17 protein-coding genes are annotated in these 19,755 nt (G+C 42.2%); 7 read left to right on the top strand and 10 right to left on the bottom strand.

What is annotated here, in order from left to right:
* Positions 1-391: 391 nt before the first annotated feature.
* The gene (gene metK / locus BV372_RS15555) at positions 392-1,666 is read right to left on the bottom strand and encodes a methionine adenosyltransferase (protein ID WP_086687407.1); all 1,275 of its coding nucleotides are present in this window, start codon (positions 1,664-1,666) and stop codon (positions 392-394) included.
* 255 nt (positions 1,667-1,921) lie between these two features.
* The gene (locus BV372_RS15550) at positions 1,922-2,926 is read right to left on the bottom strand and encodes a phosphoribulokinase (RefSeq protein WP_086687406.1); all 1,005 of its coding nucleotides are present in this window, start codon (positions 2,924-2,926) and stop codon (positions 1,922-1,924) included.
* A gap of 1,231 nt (positions 2,927-4,157) precedes the next feature.
* Here BV372_RS15550 and petH point away from each other — a divergent pair.
* On the top strand, positions 4,158-5,507 hold the full coding sequence (gene petH, locus BV372_RS15545; protein WP_086687405.1) for a ferredoxin--NADP reductase: 1,350 nt from the start codon (positions 4,158-4,160) through the stop codon (positions 5,505-5,507).
* A gap of 372 nt (positions 5,508-5,879) precedes the next feature.
* Positions 5,880-7,178: a homoserine dehydrogenase gene (locus tag BV372_RS15540; RefSeq protein ID WP_086687404.1), complete on the top strand. Its 1,299-nt coding sequence runs from the start codon at positions 5,880-5,882 to the stop codon at positions 7,176-7,178.
* A gap of 252 nt (positions 7,179-7,430) precedes the next feature.
* On the opposite strand, the gene BV372_RS15535 is transcribed toward BV372_RS15540, so the two are convergent.
* On the bottom strand, positions 7,431-9,053 hold the full coding sequence (locus BV372_RS15535) for a hypothetical protein (protein WP_143845137.1): 1,623 nt from the start codon (positions 9,051-9,053) through the stop codon (positions 7,431-7,433).
* 384 nt (positions 9,054-9,437) lie between these two features.
* Here BV372_RS15535 and mtnA point away from each other — a divergent pair, with 384 nt between their 5' ends.
* Both mtnA and BV372_RS15525 read left to right on the top strand, forming a co-directional pair.
* Complete coding sequence (gene mtnA / locus BV372_RS15530) at positions 9,438-10,499, top strand: S-methyl-5-thioribose-1-phosphate isomerase (protein ID WP_086687402.1); 1,062 nt, start codon at positions 9,438-9,440, stop codon at positions 10,497-10,499.
* Between the two features lie 165 nt (positions 10,500-10,664).
* The gene (locus tag BV372_RS15525) at positions 10,665-11,132 is read left to right on the top strand and encodes a hypothetical protein (protein WP_086687401.1); all 468 of its coding nucleotides are present in this window, start codon (positions 10,665-10,667) and stop codon (positions 11,130-11,132) included.
* 46 nt (positions 11,133-11,178) lie between these two features.
* On the opposite strand, the gene BV372_RS15520 is transcribed toward BV372_RS15525, so the two are convergent.
* The 4 genes from BV372_RS15520 to BV372_RS15505 are packed head-to-tail and all read right to left on the bottom strand — an operon-like array spanning position 11,179 to position 13,537.
* On the bottom strand, positions 11,179-12,285 hold the full coding sequence (locus BV372_RS15520; RefSeq protein WP_086687400.1) for an ABC transporter ATP-binding protein: 1,107 nt from the start codon (positions 12,283-12,285) through the stop codon (positions 11,179-11,181).
* Positions 12,286-12,337: 52 nt separating this feature from the next.
* Positions 12,338-12,565, bottom strand: coding sequence for a type II toxin-antitoxin system HicA family toxin (locus BV372_RS15515; RefSeq protein WP_086687399.1), 228 nt, complete (start codon positions 12,563-12,565; stop codon positions 12,338-12,340).
* A complete protein-coding gene (locus BV372_RS15510) occupies positions 12,565-12,783 on the bottom strand; it encodes a type II toxin-antitoxin system HicB family antitoxin (protein WP_086687398.1) in 219 nt (72 codons plus the stop codon). The genes BV372_RS15515 and BV372_RS15510 overlap by 1 nt, the downstream gene beginning before the upstream one ends.
* 25 nt (positions 12,784-12,808) lie before the next feature.
* Complete coding sequence (locus tag BV372_RS15505; protein WP_086687397.1) at positions 12,809-13,537, bottom strand: GUN4 domain-containing protein; 729 nt, start codon at positions 13,535-13,537, stop codon at positions 12,809-12,811.
* A 366-nt stretch (positions 13,538-13,903) separates the two neighbouring features.
* Between BV372_RS15505 and BV372_RS15500 the strand changes: the two genes are divergently transcribed.
* Together BV372_RS15500 and BV372_RS15490 are read left to right on the top strand one after the other, a co-directional pair.
* Positions 13,904-15,325 (top strand): NADP-dependent isocitrate dehydrogenase, encoded by a 1,422-nt coding sequence (locus BV372_RS15500; protein WP_086687396.1) that lies wholly within the window; start codon positions 13,904-13,906, stop codon positions 15,323-15,325.
* 163 nt (positions 15,326-15,488) lie between these two features.
* Positions 15,489-16,247, top strand: coding sequence for a superoxide dismutase (locus tag BV372_RS15490; protein WP_086687394.1), 759 nt, complete (start codon positions 15,489-15,491; stop codon positions 16,245-16,247).
* 87 nt (positions 16,248-16,334) lie between these two features.
* Here the strand turns inward: BV372_RS15490 and BV372_RS15485 are convergent, their stop codons facing one another.
* The 3 genes from BV372_RS15485 to BV372_RS15475 all read right to left on the bottom strand — a co-directional run bounded on the left by BV372_RS15485 (position 16,335) and on the right by BV372_RS15475 (position 18,235).
* On the bottom strand, positions 16,335-16,652 hold the full coding sequence (locus BV372_RS15485) for a DNA-binding transcriptional regulator (RefSeq protein ID WP_086687393.1): 318 nt from the start codon (positions 16,650-16,652) through the stop codon (positions 16,335-16,337).
* Positions 16,653-16,728: 76 nt separating this feature from the next.
* Entirely contained in the window at positions 16,729-17,466 is a 738-nt protein-coding gene (gene rsmG / locus BV372_RS15480; RefSeq protein WP_086687392.1) for a 16S rRNA (guanine(527)-N(7))-methyltransferase RsmG, read from the bottom strand.
* A gap of 94 nt (positions 17,467-17,560) precedes the next feature.
* Entirely contained in the window at positions 17,561-18,235 is a 675-nt protein-coding gene (locus BV372_RS15475; RefSeq protein ID WP_086687391.1) for an ABC transporter ATP-binding protein, read from the bottom strand.
* Positions 18,236-18,760: 525 nt separating this feature from the next.
* Between BV372_RS15475 and BV372_RS15470 the strand changes: the two genes are divergently transcribed.
* Positions 18,761-19,693, top strand: a complete 933-nt coding sequence (locus BV372_RS15470; RefSeq protein WP_086687390.1) for a Sll0314/Alr1548 family TPR repeat-containing protein — start codon at positions 18,761-18,763, stop codon at positions 19,691-19,693.
* The last annotated feature ends 62 nt before the right edge of the window (positions 19,694-19,755 follow it).

Genomic DNA, 19,755 nt, shown 5'->3' with positions numbered 1-19,755 from the left:
CTTGTCAACCAAAAGGGTTTCACATTAAGTTGACACGTATGAGCATTGCTAAACCCCTACGAAAAATTTATGTGTATCAAGATTTTCGTGAATTGGTATAAGTTCTACCCAAAATAAATATGTAGCGATCATTTTTTTAATCTGTATGATCTATATCAGCTTTATCTAAGTAAAGGCAAGGGAACAGGGAACAGGGAACAGGGAACAGCATAGAGAATGTGTAATTAATTTTGTTTAGGGGCTTAATATTAATTGGGATGGTGGAGAAGCCTGAATATTAAGGAATTTTCATCTAAAAACTTAAAGCCAAAATTGTAAGAAAGAGGGTACGGGTAACTTAAACATTACCCATACCCCTATATCCAGTGAGATTCAGAATATATACAGCAGTTTACTTGAGTGCTTGAGCGATCACTGCTGAAAGTGACTCGTTTACTGCTTGCTTCAACAAGTCGGCCTTATCAATACGTTCCCACGGCAAGTCTAAATCATTCCGCCCAAAATGACCGTAAGCCGCGACGTCCTGATAAAAACGTCCGCCTCGTTCATTTGGTAGGGTACGTAAATTAAAGGCATGGATAATTCCTGCTGGTCGCAGTTCAAAATGCTTTTTGACTAATTCCAGCAAGATATCATCATCGACTTTACCAGTCCCAAAGGTATCTAGAAACACGCTAACTGGTCGTGCGACACCAATGGCATAACTTAGCTGCACTTCACATTTATCTGCTAACCCAGCGGCGACAATATTTTTAGCCACATAGCGCGCTGCATAAGCCGCAGAACGGTCTACTTTGGTGGGGTCTTTACCAGAAAAAGCTCCACCGCCATGACGTGAATAACCGCCGTAGGTGTCAACAATGATTTTCCGTCCTGTTAGGCCAGAGTCGCCTTGAGGACCACCAATGACAAATTTGCCAGTGGGGTTGACCAAAAAACGTGTTTGTTCATCTGGCTTAATGTCAATGTCGCCAAACACAGGTTGAACTACCGCTGTCCACAGGTCTTCTTTGATTTTGGCTTGGACTGCTGCTTCATCCGTGATTTCCCCAATATTAGCTGTATGTTGGGTGGAAATCAGAATTGTATCAATGCCTACAGGACGCCCATCTTCATAGATGACGGTAACTTGCGTTTTACCATCGGGGCGCAGGTAGGGTAAATCGCCTGTTTTGCGAACTGCTGCCAGCCGACGAGCAATGCGGTGAGCAAGACAAATGGGTAAGGGCATAAGTTCTGGTGTTTCGTTGCTAGCGAAACCAAACATAATCCCTTGATCGCCCGCACCGATGGTGTCAAATAGTTCTTCACTATCTTGCTCGCGAGTTTCTTGAGCAGTGTTAACACCTTGGGCAATATCAGGTGATTGTTCATCTAAAGCAACTAGTACACTAGTACTGTTAGATGAAAAGCCGTTATCAGCATTGGTATAGCCAATTTCGGCAATTTTCTTGCGGGCGAGATTGACATAGTTAACATTGGCATTAGTGGTAATTTCACCTGTAATTAGCACCAAACCAGTATTAACCACTACCTCTGCCGCAACTCGGCTAGTAGGGTCTTGTGTCAGTAAGGCATCAAGAATTGTATCAGAAATCTGATCGCAGATTTTATCTGGATGACCTTCGGTAACTGACTCGGAGGTAAATAGATATCGACGAGACAAAGGCATTCCTCCTTCTAAGAGTGTTTCACTGAACTAAATGTGATTTTTTAGTTCAGTTACTCTAATTTCTGAAATCATAACAATATTTACACATTAAATAGTTAGTGTGTTCTCAACTTCTCAAAAAGTACTACTGGTATTAAATATTTTGTAAAAGAAAAAAATATTTATTTTAAATAAAATGTTTTTTGTAACACAAAAAAAGGGGGAATACCCTAAAGCACCCCCCAAAGCTTTGACACAAATACTGCTGTTTTAAACCTGAACTGCTAGTTTGGCTTCCTTTGCTGTTAAACGCTCGTAAGCATCGCGCATTTTCAACCCTGTTAGTACTTGGAACAAACCAGTTCCATTGTTGGAACCTGGATACTCGCGGTGTTGGAGTAACAAGTGAGTCATCTCACCTTGGTATTTGGTGGATGTCTTACTCAGATGGGTTTCGATGTAAATGACTTCTTCTAGGTTGTCAAATTGACCGTCTACCTCTAGTACCGAGACGTAACGACCGTAGTAAACATCTGAACCATAGTACAGTTGCATACCAGGGTAGGAACAAGTAAGCTTACGTCCACAAGGAGTCCAGTTAATTGTTGACCCTTCGTCAAAGAGGTAGGTAGGCTCAAAGCCTTCTTTACCTTCGCGCTGAAGCATCCGCACCCGCAGGACTTTGCGCTCTGTGTCGTTTTTAATTAAATTGGTTGGCAATACTTGCAGAACCACATCAGCAAATTCTCTTTGTGGTTCGATAAACTTATCAAAATCAGGCTTACGGGAATTGATTTGAGCTAAGACATCTTCATAGCGATGTCCTCTTTCCGCCATATCGCGCTGAATTTTCCAAGCAATTTTGACTTCGTCGCTGATATCGAAATAAACACTGAAATCAATTAGCGATCGCACCCGCTCATCGTATAAAGGATGTAGCCCTTCAACCACTATGATGTGATTTGGCTCTATCCGCTCAGGCGGATCGATCATGCCGGTTTCGTGGTTGTAAATCGGTTTATCAATTGCTTGACCACTTTTGAGCGCTTTAATTTGCTCATACATGAGGTCAAAATTGTTCGCCCTAGGATCAAGTGCTGTGATCCCGGTTTCTTTGCGCTGTTTGCGATCTAGGGAATGATAGTCATCCAAACAGATGACCGTCATTAAATCTTCACCAAACAAATCGATCAAACGACGCAAAAACGTAGATTTACCGCACCCAGAGTCTCCAGCTACTCCAATTAGTACCACGCGTTCCGGCTTACTCGTCATAAATTTCCTCTAGATACTAAAAGATGTGTCAATCAAAATTTTTCACACAGCAGATTTTGAAGCCAAGAGTTTACCCATTGGTTTTTCCGGCGTTCTTATTACCCACAGCGCCATAAAGAACTTCAGACGGGTATACAACAAAGTAATAGTTGTTACTCGCCTGCCTAGCCTGAGTTTGTTGCTGGTAAGTATTTAATCCTAGTGGTATATTTGATTTTAACAGAAGGGGTTATTCTATACAAGTTTACTGTCAGGAAGAATCTAGTGGTTCATCAATCATTTTGATGATTTAGTTAGTAATTTGAAAAGACATCTCTTCACAACCAGCAAACCGTCTGGTAACGACTGCTAGGTGTTTGTGACTTTATTATTCAAGTTTATAATGTATATTTTTGTGCGTCCGCAAATTTTTTGCGATTTCGGAATTTTAATTTGCGATTAAGTAATAGTTCACAAATTCATGAGTCAAAATCTATCTAAAGAATGAGTTTGCAAGTTAGAGTAAAAAATCTTGGTGGTAGCTTTTTGAGATGCTCAATTACAACAGAGAGTGTCTGAAAGACTATTGTTAGAGGTTGACAGATGTATCACATCAAGTAAAACTTATTATAATTGCTTATATCCCTGATCCCTGTATCATTCGATAATTTACAGATTAAATTATCCTAGTCATGAAACTAGTCATGATTAGGCGATAGTTGCAGCTAAAAATATTTTGGATGCATGTCGCAGAAAAGTTTTCTATCGGATGAGGGAAAAGGGTCTAGTCAAGGAAAGGACATTAATCGGAAGAGAGCTTCCGCGATTAATGCTACCTGGTGTATCTGCCTAAAGCAGGCAGTGCAGTAAAAACTTTTAGTGGCAATAATGAGTGGTAGATTCTACCAATCAAAACAGTTTTGCTTCTGAGTCTGCTGTGACGACCTGTTATTTGGGCGGGAAATGGCTATATCCCTAATGGGGGTAAGTTAATTCACGAAAAAAAGATTAAATTGACTCATTATTAACATTCTCCAGAAGACTTATCCTCTAACTTAGAAGGTGAACAGGTGTGTTTTTGCGCTGCCTGCATGTCTTTGGTGAGTGTACTTAGCAAGGCATTACTTTGATGATGCCGCTTTCCTAGAGCGTCAGTTTTGTGAAGCGAAAATCCGGTAAACTAAAGCTGACTTGTGATAGGAAAAGTTTTTTTTTGAAAAACGGTTAAGTAAACATCGGAGTGATAGAACGAATGTACAAGCAAGGTGCTGTTGAGAGTGCTGCCAACACAGAATCAGGTAGCCGCGTCTTCGTTTACGAAGTGGTGGGTCTGCGTCAGAACGGAGAAACTGATCAAACGAACTACCAAATTCGTAACAGTGGCAGTGTGTTCATCAGAGTGCCTTACAACCGCATGAATCAAGAAATGCGACGTATCACTCGCCTAGGCGGCAAAATTGTTAGTATTCAACCCGCAAGTGCTTTACAGCAATTCAATGGCACAGGTTCCTTGGAGATTGCTAACAGTGAAGTGAACGATATAGCTACCTCTGGGAAGACTGCTAACAGTGAGGGGAATGGTCAAGCCACACCTGTAATTGCGAAAAGTGAAGCCAAAGGCTTTGCTAAATCACCAGCTGAAGAACAGCTCAAGAAGAAGGATCAAAAAGGCAACACCATGACTCAAGCAAAAGCCAAAAAAGACGCCCATGCTGATGTCCCTGTAAACACTTATCGTCCCAATGCACCTTTTATTGGGAAGTGTATATCCAATGAGCCGTTGGTAAAAGAAGGTGGGATTGGTATCGTTCAGCACATCAAGTTTGACCTTTCTGGCAGCAATTTGAAATATATAGAAGGTCAAAGTATTGGTATTATCCCACCTGGATTAGACAAGAACGGTAAGCCTGAAAAACTCAGACTTTATTCGATCGCGTCAACTCGTCATGGCGATGATGTCGATGACAAAACAGTATCACTGTGTGTGCGTCAGCTAGAGTATAAGCACCCAGAAACCAACGAAACAGTCTACGGTGTTTGCTCAACTCACCTGTGTTTCTTGAAACCAGGAGCAGAGGTAAAGATTACAGGGCCTGTGGGTAAGGAAATGTTATTACCCAGCGACCCCGATGCTAAAGTCATCATGATGGCAACCGGAACAGGTATTGCGCCGATGCGGGCTTACCTATGGCGTCAGTTTAAAGATGCGGAAAGAGCAGCTAACCCAGAATACCAATTTAAGGGATTTTCTTGGTTGATATTTGGTGTGCCAACAACGCCCAACATCCTGTACAAAGAAGAACTGGAAGAAATGCAGGAGAAGTATCCTGATAACTTCCGCCTCACTTACGCCATCAGCCGGGAACAAAAGAATCCCCAAGGTGGCAGAATGTACATCCAAGACCGCGTAGCAGAACACGCAGACGAACTGTGGAAGTTAATTAAAGAGGAAAAAACTCACACCTACATTTGCGGTTTGCGCGGTATGGAAGATGGTATCGATGCTGCTTTGACTGCTGCGGCTGCTAAGGAAGGCGTAACCTGGAGTGATTACCAGAAGGAAATCAAGAAAGCTGGTCGCTGGCACGTAGAAACCTACTAAGTGCTGATTGCTGAGTTTTGAGTTTGTAGGTTGGGCAATGCTCAACCTACAATTGTTTTAAGGCTTAAATACTAGACCTCTGGCAAAAATCCGAATTAAGATAAAAAAGAACCACAGATGAACACAGATAAACACCGATAATTATCTGTGTTCATCTGTATTTAGCTGTGGTTTGATATCCAAAATATTAATGTATACAAGAGGTTTACTGGGTAATAATCTCTTACTCATACTATTTCACTTTAATAGTGATACAAATACACGGGTAAGGGTTTAGCATTGCTAAACCCCTACGAAAGATCTATCTGTATCAGGATTTTTGTGAATTGGTATCAAAACTAAAAACTCAAAACTGAATTTGGTATAAAACTTGTGGGTGTGAAACTAGGAATACTGGGATTAGGTACTGTAGGGACGGGTACTGTACAGTTGTTGCAAGAGACTGCTGGGCGTCACCCGTTATTGCAGGAAATAGAAATATATCGAGTGGGAGTGCGATCGCTTGATAAACCCCGTGAGGTAGAACTGCCAGAGGGAGTGATTACTACAGACTTAGAATCTGTAGTTAGCGATCCGGCGGTAGATATAGTTGTCGAAGTAATGGGTGGATTGGAACCAGCGCGATCGCTGATTCTCAAAGCTCTACAACATGGTAAACACGTTGTCACCGCTAATAAAGCCGCGATCGCCCGCTTTGGAGATGAAATCTTCACAACTGCCAATCAAGCTGGAGTATATGTCTTGCTAGAAGCAGCAGTTGGTGGTGGTATCCCTGTGATTCAACCCTTAAAGCAGTCTTTAAGTGTGAACCGCATTCACACTGTCACAGGCATAGTCAACGGTACTACCAACTACATCCTCACAAGGATGCAGAAAGAAGGCAGCAATTTTCAGGATGTGTTAGCCGATGCCCAAAGATTGGGCTACGCTGAGGCTGACCCCACTGCTGATGTGGATGGCTTAGACGCAGGAGATAAAATTGCCATCCTAGCCTCATTAGCTTTTGGCGGACGCATTCACCTGCAAGATGTCTATTGTGAGGGCATTCGGCAAGTCAGCAAAACAGATATTGCCTATGCCGAGAAATTGGGATTTGTGATTAAATTGCTAGCGATCGCCAAAGTTCATGCTAGTGATACATCAAAGCTATCTGTGAGAGTTCATCCTACTTTAGTGCCCCAAGCACACCCCTTAGCTAGCATCAACGGTGTGTATAACGCCATTCTCGTGGAAGGAGAACCAATAGGGCAGGTAATGTTTTTTGGACCTGGTGCTGGTGCTGGTGCAACAGCCAGTGCCGTATCATCTGATATTTTAAATCTAGCGGCAACGCTAAAAACAGAAAAAGCCAGCACTGCTAAACCCAATCCTTTATTAGCTTGTGGGCATCAAGACTACTGTCAAATTGCCCCTATGGCAGAATTAGTAACTCGGTTTTACACTCGCTTCTTAACTAAAGATCAACCAGGAGTAATCGGTAAACTAGGTACTTGCTTTGGCAATTACGGCGTTAGCTTAGAGTCAGTTGTCCAAACTGGTTTTCAGGAAGAACTAGCAGAGATTGTTGTTGTTACCCATGATGTTAAAGAAGGTAACTTTCGGCAAGCTTTGGCAGAAATTCATAACTTGGAGGCGATAGACAGCATTCCTAGCTTACTGCGTGTACTGTGAGGGTTTTTGAACTAGACTTGTGCCTAAAATCTCGATTCAAATTCAAACCACAGATAAACATGTGTGTTTATCTGTGGTTTGAATTCAAAAACATCGACTTATTAAACAGGTCTATAGGAGTCGTATTTAATTTTTGCGAAGCTAGGTACACTCCACCTCTGTTCTTTGTTGTTCCCTGTTCCCTGTTCCCCGTTCCCTACCTCTATGAGTAAGTTCTCCGAATCAAATCGGATTGCTATATTACATTGCTTCCTAATATGGTGATTGTAGTGGCGGAGCCTTTCTTCTCTCAGGTACAGGGTTAGTACCATCCCAAACAGCCCGCTGCCCATCGGCATTAATTAGAGTAATTTTTACTCTTGTTGCTGTGAAATTATCAGCAAAATCGTGTAACCATACTAACCATTGGTCTTCTGGAAGTGCATTTAGTCCATTGAAACTAATTTGCAATTTTTTGCAAAACTCACCAGGATTATCAGGGTCAGGTTCTAGCGTACAAACATTGTCTTGTTTGACTTCAATCCGCGTTTCCGGTTTTTCATTCTTGTTTTCGTCTAAGAACACCATTTGCACTATTACCCCCCCTGCTTGCGAAAAATGCTCTCCAGAAAGGGTAAGTTGCGGATCTGAATTGTAGTCTTCCGGTTCACCCCACAATACTACTTGGCTGATATTGGGTCCTGCTTTGCGGACAGCTTTACCTCCGATGTAGCCACCAGCACTGATGCCCATAAGTACCAAAATTTCCGAGGGGATGGATGGTAAAGAAGATGCAGTCGTATAAGTGACTAAGAGAATAACGATAAAAGCAATACCGATAATTAGGTTCCAAACTACCTGCTGTACCCGTTCTAAGGCTACTACGCCACCATGAACCACCAGATCTGACCAAGTAGGATTCACATCTCCAGATCCCTTACTACCACGCAGTGTAGAAGTTGCTTGGGCCGTCACCAATGTTATCAGACTAATCAAAAAAGTATAGGCGAATCCTGATAAAGGAATAAACTCCCAAATGCCTTGGATGACTCCGCGGCCGATGAACAGAAATAAATAGCCAAAAACAATGATAGTCAGCCACCAGACAAACTGGGTACGTGCCAGACTAAAAGTGTTTGTTTGTCGATCTAGGAGAAGCCACTCTAATGAATTGAGGTTTTTTTGATTGCTCTTTTTGAGTGAATTCGATGCCAAGTTGGTTTTTTTGGACTCTGTAGCTAGGGCATAAATGATTCCCACAAGGATGAGCGTCACAACTGCTGCGATCGCAAACACAATCAACGTTGTTAAACCACTCACAGGACGCATTACTTTTACCTGAAGTTGCTCCTCAGTGATTTGGGGGTCAATGCTAGTTGCATTTCCTCCCACCTCCACACTTACAGGATGTGTACCCCGACTCAATTTCCGTAGCTGATCGTTACTAAAGGTGGCAAAAATTGCTTTTCCATCTTCTGCAACTCTGATATTGCTAGTGGTAGCAACATCAGGGGGATTACCAATTTTGACTGCGATTTTATTTTTGAGCGAATTGTCTGGTTGAGGAAAGTTGTCTCCTGTTACTACTAAATTGAGTCTTTCTTGGGCGTAACTTGTAATATTTTCTGGTACAAGTGACTGAGGAACGCTAACATACAATTCCTTAGGACTGATGCTTCTGATCGAAGTTACATCAGGTGCACTTAGTGCTTCATTATTACTTTGTGCAATATAAGTTGTACTATCTGTCTGAGTAGAGTTGAGATTAGTTGGCTGAGTAGTGCTAACATTTTTCTGTGCTTCACCCACACCTATAGAAGTCAATAGTAAAAAGCACACCAGCGCTAGAGATAGCAAAGGATAATAATACCTCTTGCTAATGCGTTTCCAGGACATTTTAAATAAGCGCATAAATTATTGTAAGAGTATTTCTGAGCTACCTAATAGAGACGAAGAAACCTGATGTATCTTCGCTGTCAAATTGATATTTTCTTGATTTAGCCCCTAGAAACTAATTTCTAGGATGAAAATACTGTGGACTTTAAGATAATCAGGTTTTTAATACATCTCAGTATTCCTTGTTTATTAAACTGCTCACAGTGGACTGAGGTGATGATTTGTAATTTTATTTAGTATTCAGCAGTTTAATTGAGAAATACTCATATCGCTTCAGAGTGTTACACCCCCTGCTGTTTTGGCGATCGCGACCATTAGCCACACTGTTCATAAAGTGAAATAGTATAAGTAGTTGATGCCCACTTGCAATGTTTCTCACTTTCTATGACACATTCCTCAAACCAGGTTTACCCAGTTATTTGGCATAACGACTCGGTATCACTGATCGATCAAACTCGCTTACCCAACGAGTATGCTGTTGTGGAAATTCACCGCAGCGAAGATATGGCAAGGGCAATTACAACGATGATTGTCCGAGGTGCGCCAGCAATTGGTGTAGCAGCAGCTTATGGAATCTATCTTGGGGCGAGGGAGATTGAAACCAGCGATCGCCACGAATTTTTACAACACTTAGAGCAAGTTGCCCAGTTGTTGCGATCCACACGTCCAACGGCAGTAAATTTATTTTGGGCAATTAGCCGCATGATGAAAACTGCCTATGAAACCTTGGGAACAGTAGCAGAACTCAAACAAACTCTCTTCCAAACTGCTCAAGCAATCAATGCTGAAGATTTGCAAACTTGTCAGGCGATCGGTGCCAATGGCTTGGCAGTATTGCCTAAAAACCCAGCCAAGATGACAATTCTCACTCATTGCAACGCTGGGGCATTAGCTACTGCTGGTTATGGTACTGCTTTGGGTGTGGTACGTTCTGCATGGACAGAAGGACGTTTAGCGCGTGTGTTTGCCGACGAAACCCGTCCCCGCTTGCAAGGTGCAAAACTCACGGCTTGGGAATGTGTTCAAGAAGGCATTCCTGTTACACTGATCACTGATAATATGGCTGCTCACTGCATGAAGCAAGGATTAATTCATGCTGTTGTTGTTGGTGCTGATAGAATTGCTGCCAACGGTGACACTGCTAATAAAATTGGTACTTATAGTGTAGCGATCGCAGCTAAAGCACATAATATTCCTTTCTTTGTCGCTGCTCCACTATCTACCGTTGATTTTGAATTATCCGATGGCAGCCAAATTCCCATTGAGGAGCGTAATCCCACAGAAATTTATCAAGTAGGCGATACCATTCTTACGCCTGAAGGTGTTGAATTTTATAATCCGGCTTTTGATGTCACCCCAGCAGACTTAATTACAGCCATCATCACAGAAAATGGTGCATTTGCTCCTGGCGAACTAGCAAAATCAAAGGTCAAGCAAATGGTTTAAAATCTGCGGATATTAAATCTTATGTACTATAGCTATCTTTGTGCAAAACTTTTGCTAAACAAGTGTAGTTTATCTAGGTTGAAGATTTCACACTATTAAAAAATTAATTATAAATTTTTTGTAGGAGTGAAATTAGCAATATTTCTCTATTCTAAAACTACACTAATGAAAAAGTTAGCCCCAGTAATTGCGTTAATTATTTGCTCTGTTTGGTTTACCAGTTGCAGTAATGCAGAAACTGATAATACCAAGGAAACTTTCACAAAAACGGAAACTATCCAAAAAACTTCCACAAATACACAAAGTAAAACAGAAGCTACCAAGAAACAATCTAGCAATAGCCAAACCAATACTGGTAAAACTCAGACATCAGCAACAGGACAACCAAAAATTGGCACAGTTAAAGAGATAGTTAATGGCGATCTCAAGTGCTATGTTACCCTAGTCGATGAAAAGGGAGTTAAACATAATTTGGGTGCAACGTTTGAGGTTTGCGAGAAACCAGAGACTTTGTTAAATAAAAAAGTTAGTTTAGATTATAAAATCGAGTCAGTGAGTGATTGTCAAAGTGCTGAACCTTGCGGTAAAAGCAAAAAAGAATCTCTAATTACAAAGATGGAAATTCAAAAATGACAAATTTCAAGTAAGTAGTCGTTCCCACATAATATTGCTGTTATTTTTAGGGCAAAATTCTGTCACCAGTATTAGGATCAAATACAAACAACTGACTCAAATCTAGTTGTAGAGAAAGGCGATCGCCTGGACGTAAACGCACGCCTCCACCCACCTGTACATTCAGTAGCGCTGATGAATTAGGTAAACTGACTCGAATCAAAGTTTCCCTCCCTAAAGGTTCTATCACCTTCACGTTAACTGATAACACTCCTAACTCTTCTTGGCGTTCTCTGCTATTTGGCGGTTCGTTAATATAAATATGCTCTGGACGAATCCCCAAATCCACATTTTGTCCCTGATGCAGTTGTAAATTCTGCTGTAAATTGACCGGAATTTCTAATAACTGTCCGCTGACATCAAAGCCTTCTTGCTGATAAATTGCAGGTAGAATATTCATCGGCGGATTACCTAAAAAAGACGCCACCATTTGATTAGCGGGACGCTCATAAATAGTTTGAGGATCGCCAATTTGCTGAATCCTACCGCGATTAAGCACCACAATCTGATCAGCCAAAGTCATCGCTTCAACTTGATCGTGGGTGACATATATCGTTGTAATTCCCAAGTTTTGATGTAGCTGCTTCAACTCTGCCCTAGTATCATCTCGTAGTTGAGCATCCAAATTAGACAAAGGTTCATCTAGTAAAAAGACTTGTGGTTGACGCGCGATCGCTCTTCCTAATGCTACCCGTTGTTGCTGTCCCCCAGAAAGTTGTTTGGGTTTGCGATCTAGCAGCTTGTCTAGGGAAAGCGATCGCGCCACTGTACTTACCCGATCTTGAATAACCTTCGAGTCAACTTTCCGCATTTGCAACCCAAAAGCGATGTTCTGCGCCACCGTCATATGCGGATAGAGAGCATAGTTTTGGAATACCATCGCTACATCCCGCTGTCTGGCTGGGATATTATTTACCATGCGATCGCCAATAAAGAGTTTGCCTGATGTGGCTGTCTCTAAACCGGCGATCGTGCGTAAAATTGTAGATTTACCACAACCTGATGGTCCTACCAAAACCCAAAACTCACCATCGGGAATTTCAAAAGAAATATCCTCGATAGCAGTAACGTTGTTGAATCTACGCTTAATGTCTTCTAACCTAACGTTTGCCATTACCTAATTTGAAATTTTAATTTTTGAATCTGTGGTAAAATTCCCTATTTTCTCATTTCAGCAATGCTATAAACTCGTCTGTTGTAAGTTCAGCATCGCGTAGTATTTTACGTAGTAATCCTCTGCCAATTGTTTTTCCAGCATGAACAGGAATAGTTACAAAACGCCCATCTTCATGTTCCATTTGCACATGACTACCTTTTTGCCGCACTGCTTGAAATCCTATTTTTGTAAGGATATTAATAACTATTTTTCCTGTTACGCTTGGTAGTTTTGGCATTAAATTACTACCTTTTGAATACCAATAAATTCTGGTATTGGTTCATCAATTTTGGCTTCTAGGCATAGTTCAATAACTTCTTTAATATTTGCCATCAGCTCATCAATTGTTTCTCCTTGACTGTAACAAGCTTTTAACTGAGGAACTTCTCCCACATAGTAGCCATCTTCATCGCGTTCGATGATGACGTAAAATTCTCGTTGAGTGGCATTTGTCATAATTTTTAATTACCTATGCTCACGCTCATTGTTCTGGCTTATGCAACCAAGCAGGATGAGCAAATAAAGAAGCAATTACTCGCACTCCACGCAGTTGATTAGACAAAGGTAAATGACCTTTAGGAGCGCTCAAATCCCAGGTAAACTCATGGGGATATCGCGTCCAGTTATTACCGCTTTTCCAACCAATTTTTGACCAAAAATTATCCCAATTTTTTCCCAAACCTAACCAAATCTCTCGCTGTACTGAAAAGCCAAACTTGCCTTCAGAATGGACTAACCAAAGATTATTAATGGTTTGCAAGTCAACTGAGGGGAAGTTATCCACTTCAGTAAAATACAACCATTTACGTTGTAATGCCGTGGGTCCTGCTAATTCACACATTTTTTGAATGGTTAGGCGATCGGCTGCTTGGAAGTCTTGGACAGCAAGTAGCTGTTGCAAAGGATTGTAATTAATCCCGCTCTCTGATTTTAGAGGTACAATTCCCTCAGGAAAATTAGTTTGTAGAAATTCTTTGGCTTTAGGTGCATCAGAGTTGTAGAGTACTTGGTAAGCTTTGCCATCAAGCCAAGTTGCTGGGGTGTCAGAACGTTTCAGTAAAAATTCCATCAACACATCTAGTCCCTCATTACCCAAGTCAGCTAACTGTGGGATGATCTTTTGTTGGACTTGAAGAGACCCAGCGATTAACTGGAGGCGGAGGGAGTCGATGTCACTAGCAGGGCCTGATACAATCATTGGGTCTGTCATGCCATTACTCGTTTTAGCGGGAGTGTGAAACTGCGATCGCTATGGGGTGTTATCACAGGTGAAACACTGATAGCGAAAAGTAGTTTACTATTTTTGATCGTACAAAATAGCGATCGTTTCACTCAATCCCATTACTTAAGTCCCAAATACGGTACAAGGTGAATAAGGGGAAAATCTGCGCCTCAAAGGACTGGAAGAGACTGGGGATTAGGGGACAAGCTTTTTATCCTTTATCCCTGCGTCTGTCTTTATTCCCTGCTTCTTAATCCTTAATCTCAAAGCAAATACACAGTAAAATTTGCAAGCCTCCCATAGAAAAATTTTCTGAATTTGACTGGCCCCCAATCGATCAGGAGTGTGTGATTTATGTATGAGAAGATTACCCCCCCGACAACTGGAGCAAAAATCACCTTCAAAAATGGTGAACCGGTTGTGCCTGATAACCCTATTATCCCCTTTATTCGGGGCGATGGAACGGGTATAGATATCTGGCCTGCTGCCCAAAAAGTACTTGATGCTGCGGTAGCAAAGGCATATAACGGTAAGCGTCAAATTAGTTGGTTCAAGGTTTACGCTGGAGATGAAGCCTGCGATTTATACGGCTTATACCAGTATTTACCTCAAGACACACTAACAGCAATTGAAGAATATGGTGTTGCTATTAAAGGACCGCTGACTACTCCTGTTGGGGGCGGTATTCGTTCCTTAAATGTGGCACTAAGACAAATTTTTGACTTGTATGCCTGCGTGCGTCCTTGCCGCTACTATGCAGGTACACCCTCACCCCACAAAAACCCCGAAAAACTAGATGTGATTGTTTATCGGGAAAACACAGAAGATATTTATTTGGGGATTGAGTGGCGGCAAGGAAGCGAAATAGGCGATCGCCTCATTAAAATTCTTAACGAGGATCTTATCCCCGCCACCCCAGAACACGGCAAAAAGCAAATTCCCCTGGATTCTGGCATTGGCATCAAACCCATCAGCAAAAAGGGTTCCCAGCGCTTGGTACGGCGTGCAATCAAACACGCCTTGCTATTGCCCAAAGACAAGCAACAGGTGACTTTGGTGCATAAGGGCAACATCATGAAGTACACCGAAGGCGCTTTTCGCGATTGGGGTTACGAACTTGCAACCAGCGAATTTCGTCAAGAAACCGTCACCGAACGGGAATCTTGGATTTTGAGTAACAAGGAGAAAAACCCGAATATCTCCTTGGAAGAAAATGCTCGTCAAGTTGATCCTGGATTTGATGCCCTCACCCCCGAGAAAAAAGCGCAAATTGTCAAGGAAGTTGAAACCGTTCTTAACTCAATTTGGGATAGCCACGGCAACGGCAAGTGGAAAGACAAGATCATGGTCAATGACCGGATTGCTGACAGTATTTTTCAACAAATCCAAACCAGACCCGATGAATATTCGATTCTGGCGACGATGAACTTGAATGGCGATTACCTATCTGATGCTGCTGCTGCCATTGTTGGCGGCTTAGGAATGGGGCCAGGGGCGAATATTGGCGATGCCTGCGCCATCTTTGAAGCTACCCACGGTACTGCACCCAAACACGCCGGCTTAGATCGGATTAATCCCGGTTCAGTGATTTTGTCTGGTGTGATGATGCTTGAGTATCTGGGTTGGCAAGAAGCCGCAGACCTAATAAAAAAAGGTTTAGGAGATGCGATCGCCAACAGTCAAGTCACCTATGACTTAGCACGTTTACTAGAACCACCAGTAGAACCCTTAAAGTGTTCTGAATTTGCCGAAGCCATTATTCAACATTTTGGTTAATTAGGAACTGGGGGATGAGGAGGACAAGGGGGGACTGGGAAAAAGAAACAATGCCCAATGCCCAATGCCCTATTCCCCATTCCCCATTTCTTAGTTTTTTGCAGCCTGAATCGAAGAAAATAAAATTTATCAAGATATTCAATTGATTCGCTGCAAAATTTTTATGACTATTAATCGACGCCATTTCTTGTTTTTACTAGCAGCAGGTACGGGTAGCTTTGCATTAGATGGTTGTGCTTCAGCAGAGCAATCTCCTAGTGGAACTCAAACAAGTCCTGAACCAAAAGCAGCTACCACTAAAGGGGCTATTCAATTACCAGCTTTGCCCTATGCCTATGAAGCGCTAGAACCACACATTGATGCTAAAACGATGCAGTTTCATCACGATAAGCATCATGCAACTTATGTGAAAAACCTGAATGCAGCTTTAGAGAAACATCCACAACTTAAAAGCACAACTGTTGAAGAACTGTTACGTAAACTTGACACTGTGCCCACAGATGTTCGCAAAACAGTACGTAACAATGGCGGTGGACATGTCAACCACTCGATGTTTTGGCAAATTATGAAGCCTCAAGGTGGTGGCGAACCCACAGGAGCGATCGCATCTGCAATCAATCAAAATTTTGGTAATTTTGCTGCCTTTAAAAAACAATTTAACGAAGCTGGTGCATCTCAGTTTGGTAGTGGTTGGGTTTGGCTTGTCCGCAACAATAATGGCAAGCTGGAAGTGACTACAACAGCTAACCAAGACAGTCCTATAAGTGCAGGTAGATATCCTATTTTGGGTAATGATGTTTGGGAACACGCATATTATCTCAACTATCAAAACCGTCGCGCTGATTATTTGGAAGCTTGGTGGAATGTGGTTAATTGGGATGAAATTAACAAGCGATTTGCCGCCGCGAGTAAGTTTGCTTAGATAAGGGCAATGGGGAGAAAAGAGAATTATTTAATATCTCCCCATCTCCTCCAATTTTGATAGGTGTAGATCGTGCAGATTAACCCCTTAATCAATAATGCTATTCAATCCCCGTTTTTTTACTAGGTGCAGCAGTTTGAGAGCAATGCCACTGGGACGCTTTTGACCAATTTCCCACTTTTGAACCGTTGATGGACTTGTATTCAAAATCGCAGCAAATACTGCTTGGCTGACATGAGATGATTCGCGTATTTGCTTAATTTGCTTAGGTTCTAAGGGTTCAATCGGAGACAAGCACAGGCGGTCAAATTCACGCAATGTAGTCTGATCGATCAGTCCAGCCTTGTGTAGCCCCGTAGCCGTTTCGTGAACGGCTTCAAGAATCGCTGATTTCTTCTTCGGCATTGCAAATTACCTCCATCAATTCATCTTCCAACTTTGCTTTTTCGAGATCCGGTAGCGTGTAAGACAACAGCAAAGGTCAAAGTGGCTTTTGAGTGGGTATACCAACAGCACGAGGAAAATTAGCTGGCGTGGTTGCTACCTTACGCAAGTACAAGCAGTGACGGATGCTTTTACTTAAAGGAGTGGCAAATTGTGCGATCGCTTCAATGACACCACCCAACTGGCTAACAGCATTTTCTAAATCTGTGGTTTCTTCTTCAGTCCAATTACCACGGTAAATGACTGCTAAACCACCTTGTTTGAGCAATGGTAGAGCATATTCTGCACAGGCGGAGGCTGTCCCAACAGCACGAATTAGCGCAACATCATAACTTTGCCGATGCTGGCGTTGCTGACCGATTTCTTCAACTCTCCCAACGAGAGTTTTGGCATTGTCTAAAGCAAGTTCGGTCAATATTTTTTCGAGAAAAGTAATTTTTTTGCGCGTTGAATCTAAAAGCGTAATTTTACAATTAGGCGCAGCGATCGCTACTGGAATACCAGGAAAACCCGCACCTGTGCCAATATCAATCACAGATGCACCCTCTTGAAGCGAGGAAAGAAATTGCTGCTGTGGCGCAATTCCCCGCAGCGAGTCCCACAGATGTTTTTCCCAAAACTCTTGCGGTTCAGTGATGCGAGTTAAATTTAACTGGCGGTTCCCTTCGAGAATTAATTCGTAAAGCTGCTGGAATTGTAATTGCTGTTGGGCTGTAGGTTGCCAATTAAGAGTTTCCTGCCAGATTTCTGCCATTTCAGGCAATAAGTGAGTCATTTGTCATTTGTCATTTGTCATTGGGATTGTGGGAATGGTGGAAAGCTTTTTTATCATCTCCCCCCACACTCCCCACACTCCCTCACCTCCCCCATCACGCCGCCGGTTGGGGTTCTTGAACTTTAGCTTTCAGGATTGCGGGGTCAACTGATTTTAGTTCACCGTGGTTGAGTGTCCAACAACTATCTGCGATCGCTAACATATCCCCAGCATCATGTGTTACTACTAACAATGTCCAATCTTGTTTGAGCTTTGCTAATAAATTTACCAACTGCCGACGCATTGACCAATCCAAGCCGGCTGTAGGTTCATCCAACAAGAGTAAATTTGGCTGGCGAATTAACTGTACAGCCAAAGCTAAACGCCGCTGTTGTCCACCACTCAACGCATGGGGTTGTGCTGACAGCGATAAATGCTCTAATCCTACTTCACTGAGTGCCTGCCTAACTCGCTCTGACCCCAGTTCTGGATGCCCTAAACGCAATTCCTCTAAAATCGTACCGCCACAGAAATGTCGCTCTGGAAACTGAAATACCAACCCAGCCAATTGTTGTAGCTGTTCAGCTAGCAGTTCTTGTTCGCGCCAGAAGACTCCACCAGAAGTAGGTTCGGCTAGTCCAGATAAAATCTCTAGTAAGGTACTTTTACCAGAACCACTTGGACCAATAATCAAACCTAGCTTTTGAGGTGCTAATTCCAAGTTGATTGCTTTGAGAATCGCTGTTGGGCAGGCTGTCGGATGATAAATCAGATTACTGAGATAGAGCATTTGTTAAGATTACCAAAAAGTTGGCGAATAACTGATCAACTACGCTTAACTACACGAAGAGCAATTAGAAAATTCCGAAAACATTTATAGACCTCTAACCTGCCTTCAAACCCTAATCTAACAGCAAGAATCATCTATAGCAGTCCAATTTGATTCGGAGAACTTACTCGTCAAGACAGGGAACAGGAAATCAGGGAGGTGGAGGAGTAAGCCATTAGACTTCTTGCAGAAGTGGGGAAAAGGGTAAGGGGTAAAGGGGAAAGGGCTAATAAAAACCCTTTTCCCTTTAACCTTTTCCCTTTCCCCCCTCTTGCAAAACTATTTTTGCAAGAGGTCTATTGTTCCATTGTGGCAGACTTACCCCTGAGCAATAGCTACAACTAACATGGGAACCTGTAACAATTACGAAAGTCGATCTCTGTAGACAATTCTGGCTAAAACAGACGCAAGTTCGGATTAATCATTTTTTTTGCATTCTAAGTAACATAAACAACTATTTCAACCGCAATTATTCTGAGGGTCACAATGACTAAATGGTTTTCCGCTGATCACGCAAGTGTGTTTGCTAGAATCACAAGCCTTGCTCAAGCTACTTTTACTGCGGCGATCGCATTCCATCTGTCGATAAATCCTGCGTTTGCTGGCGATCCATTTCGGACTAGCAACCCTCATAACATTGGTGACAAAACAGAAGCGGCTTTTAAAGCAGTTTTTCAAAAAGGTAACTATCCCGAAGCAGAAGCTTACCTCCAACAAGCCCTATCTAGCGAGCCAAATGAACCTTTAGCCTATGCTATGAGGGCATCTTTAGCATATGTGAATAAGGATTTCAGCACACTAGACACATACAGTAAAAAAACCCTAGAAACCGGACAAAAGTTGATTGCTAGCGATCCATTACGCGGTAATTTATACACGGCAGTCGGTAATTTTTTAGAGGGAGCAGAAATAATCACTCGTGAGGGTACAGGTGGTGCAGCACAAGCTTTAAGTCGGCTGCGGCAAGTTTATCAATATTTAGATAAAGCAGAAGCAATTTCTGCTAACGATCCAGAACTGAACCTGATTAAAGGCTATATGGATTTGCTCCTAGCTGTGAATCTGCCTTTTTCTAACCCAGATGAAGCAATTCAACGCTTAGAAAAAAGTGCTGCGCCTCAATACCTAGTGGATCGGGGTATTGCCATTGCCTACCGTGATTTAAAAAATTACTCCCAAGCTTTGGATTATGCCAACCGTGCTTTAAAAGCAACATCAGATAATCCAGAGGTGTATTATCTCAAAGCCCAAATTCTTCATCAACAAGGAAAAAGACAAAATAGCCGACAAACGATCCAAGATGCGATCGCCAATTTCGACAAAGCCTTGAGTAAAAAATCTCAACTCCCAGCCGATTTAGTCAAACAAATTGAACACGAACGTAGTAGCGCTAACAATAGCCTCAAAAATTTAGGTTAGTTATTAGACTTCTTGCAGAAGTCGGTTAAAGGGAAAGGGGAAAAGGGGAAAGGAACTCAAAA

The organism is Nostoc sp. T09 (assembly GCF_002154695.1).
Classification (GTDB): Bacteria; Cyanobacteriota; Cyanobacteriia; order Cyanobacteriales; family Nostocaceae; genus Aulosira.
Note: the sequence above shows the minus strand (reverse complement) of the source record. Positions and strands in the feature narration are given on the sequence as shown.

What these genes read in the sequence shown, in the direction of transcription:
- BV372_RS15550 (WP_086687406.1), bottom strand. Translation starts at nt 2,926, where the DNA reads ATGACGAGTAAGCCGGAACGCGTGGTACTAATTGGAGTAGCTGGAGAC.
- petH (WP_086687405.1), top strand. Translation starts at nt 4,158, where the DNA reads ATGTACAAGCAAGGTGCTGTTGAGAGTGCTGCCAACACAGAATCAGGT.
- BV372_RS15535 (WP_143845137.1), bottom strand. Translation starts at nt 9,053, where the DNA reads ATGTCCTGGAAACGCATTAGCAAGAGGTATTATTATCCTTTGCTATCT.
- mtnA (WP_086687402.1), top strand. Translation starts at nt 9,438, where the DNA reads ATGACACATTCCTCAAACCAGGTTTACCCAGTTATTTGGCATAACGAC.
- BV372_RS15525 (WP_086687401.1), top strand. Translation starts at nt 10,665, where the DNA reads ATGAAAAAGTTAGCCCCAGTAATTGCGTTAATTATTTGCTCTGTTTGG.
- BV372_RS15520 (WP_086687400.1), bottom strand. Translation starts at nt 12,285, where the DNA reads ATGGCAAACGTTAGGTTAGAAGACATTAAGCGTAGATTCAACAACGTT.
- BV372_RS15515 (WP_086687399.1), bottom strand. Translation starts at nt 12,565, where the DNA reads ATGCCAAAACTACCAAGCGTAACAGGAAAAATAGTTATTAATATCCTT.
- BV372_RS15510 (WP_086687398.1), bottom strand. Translation starts at nt 12,783, where the DNA reads ATGACAAATGCCACTCAACGAGAATTTTACGTCATCATCGAACGCGAT.
- BV372_RS15505 (WP_086687397.1), bottom strand. Translation starts at nt 13,537, where the DNA reads ATGACAGACCCAATGATTGTATCAGGCCCTGCTAGTGACATCGACTCC.
- BV372_RS15500 (WP_086687396.1), top strand. Translation starts at nt 13,904, where the DNA reads ATGTATGAGAAGATTACCCCCCCGACAACTGGAGCAAAAATCACCTTC.
- BV372_RS15490 (WP_086687394.1), top strand. Translation starts at nt 15,489, where the DNA reads ATGACTATTAATCGACGCCATTTCTTGTTTTTACTAGCAGCAGGTACG.
- BV372_RS15485 (WP_086687393.1), bottom strand. Translation starts at nt 16,652, where the DNA reads ATGCCGAAGAAGAAATCAGCGATTCTTGAAGCCGTTCACGAAACGGCT.
- rsmG (WP_086687392.1), bottom strand. Translation starts at nt 17,466, where the DNA reads ATGACTCACTTATTGCCTGAAATGGCAGAAATCTGGCAGGAAACTCTT.
- BV372_RS15475 (WP_086687391.1), bottom strand. Translation starts at nt 18,235, where the DNA reads ATGCTCTATCTCAGTAATCTGATTTATCATCCGACAGCCTGCCCAACA.
- BV372_RS15470 (WP_086687390.1), top strand. Translation starts at nt 18,761, where the DNA reads ATGACTAAATGGTTTTCCGCTGATCACGCAAGTGTGTTTGCTAGAATC.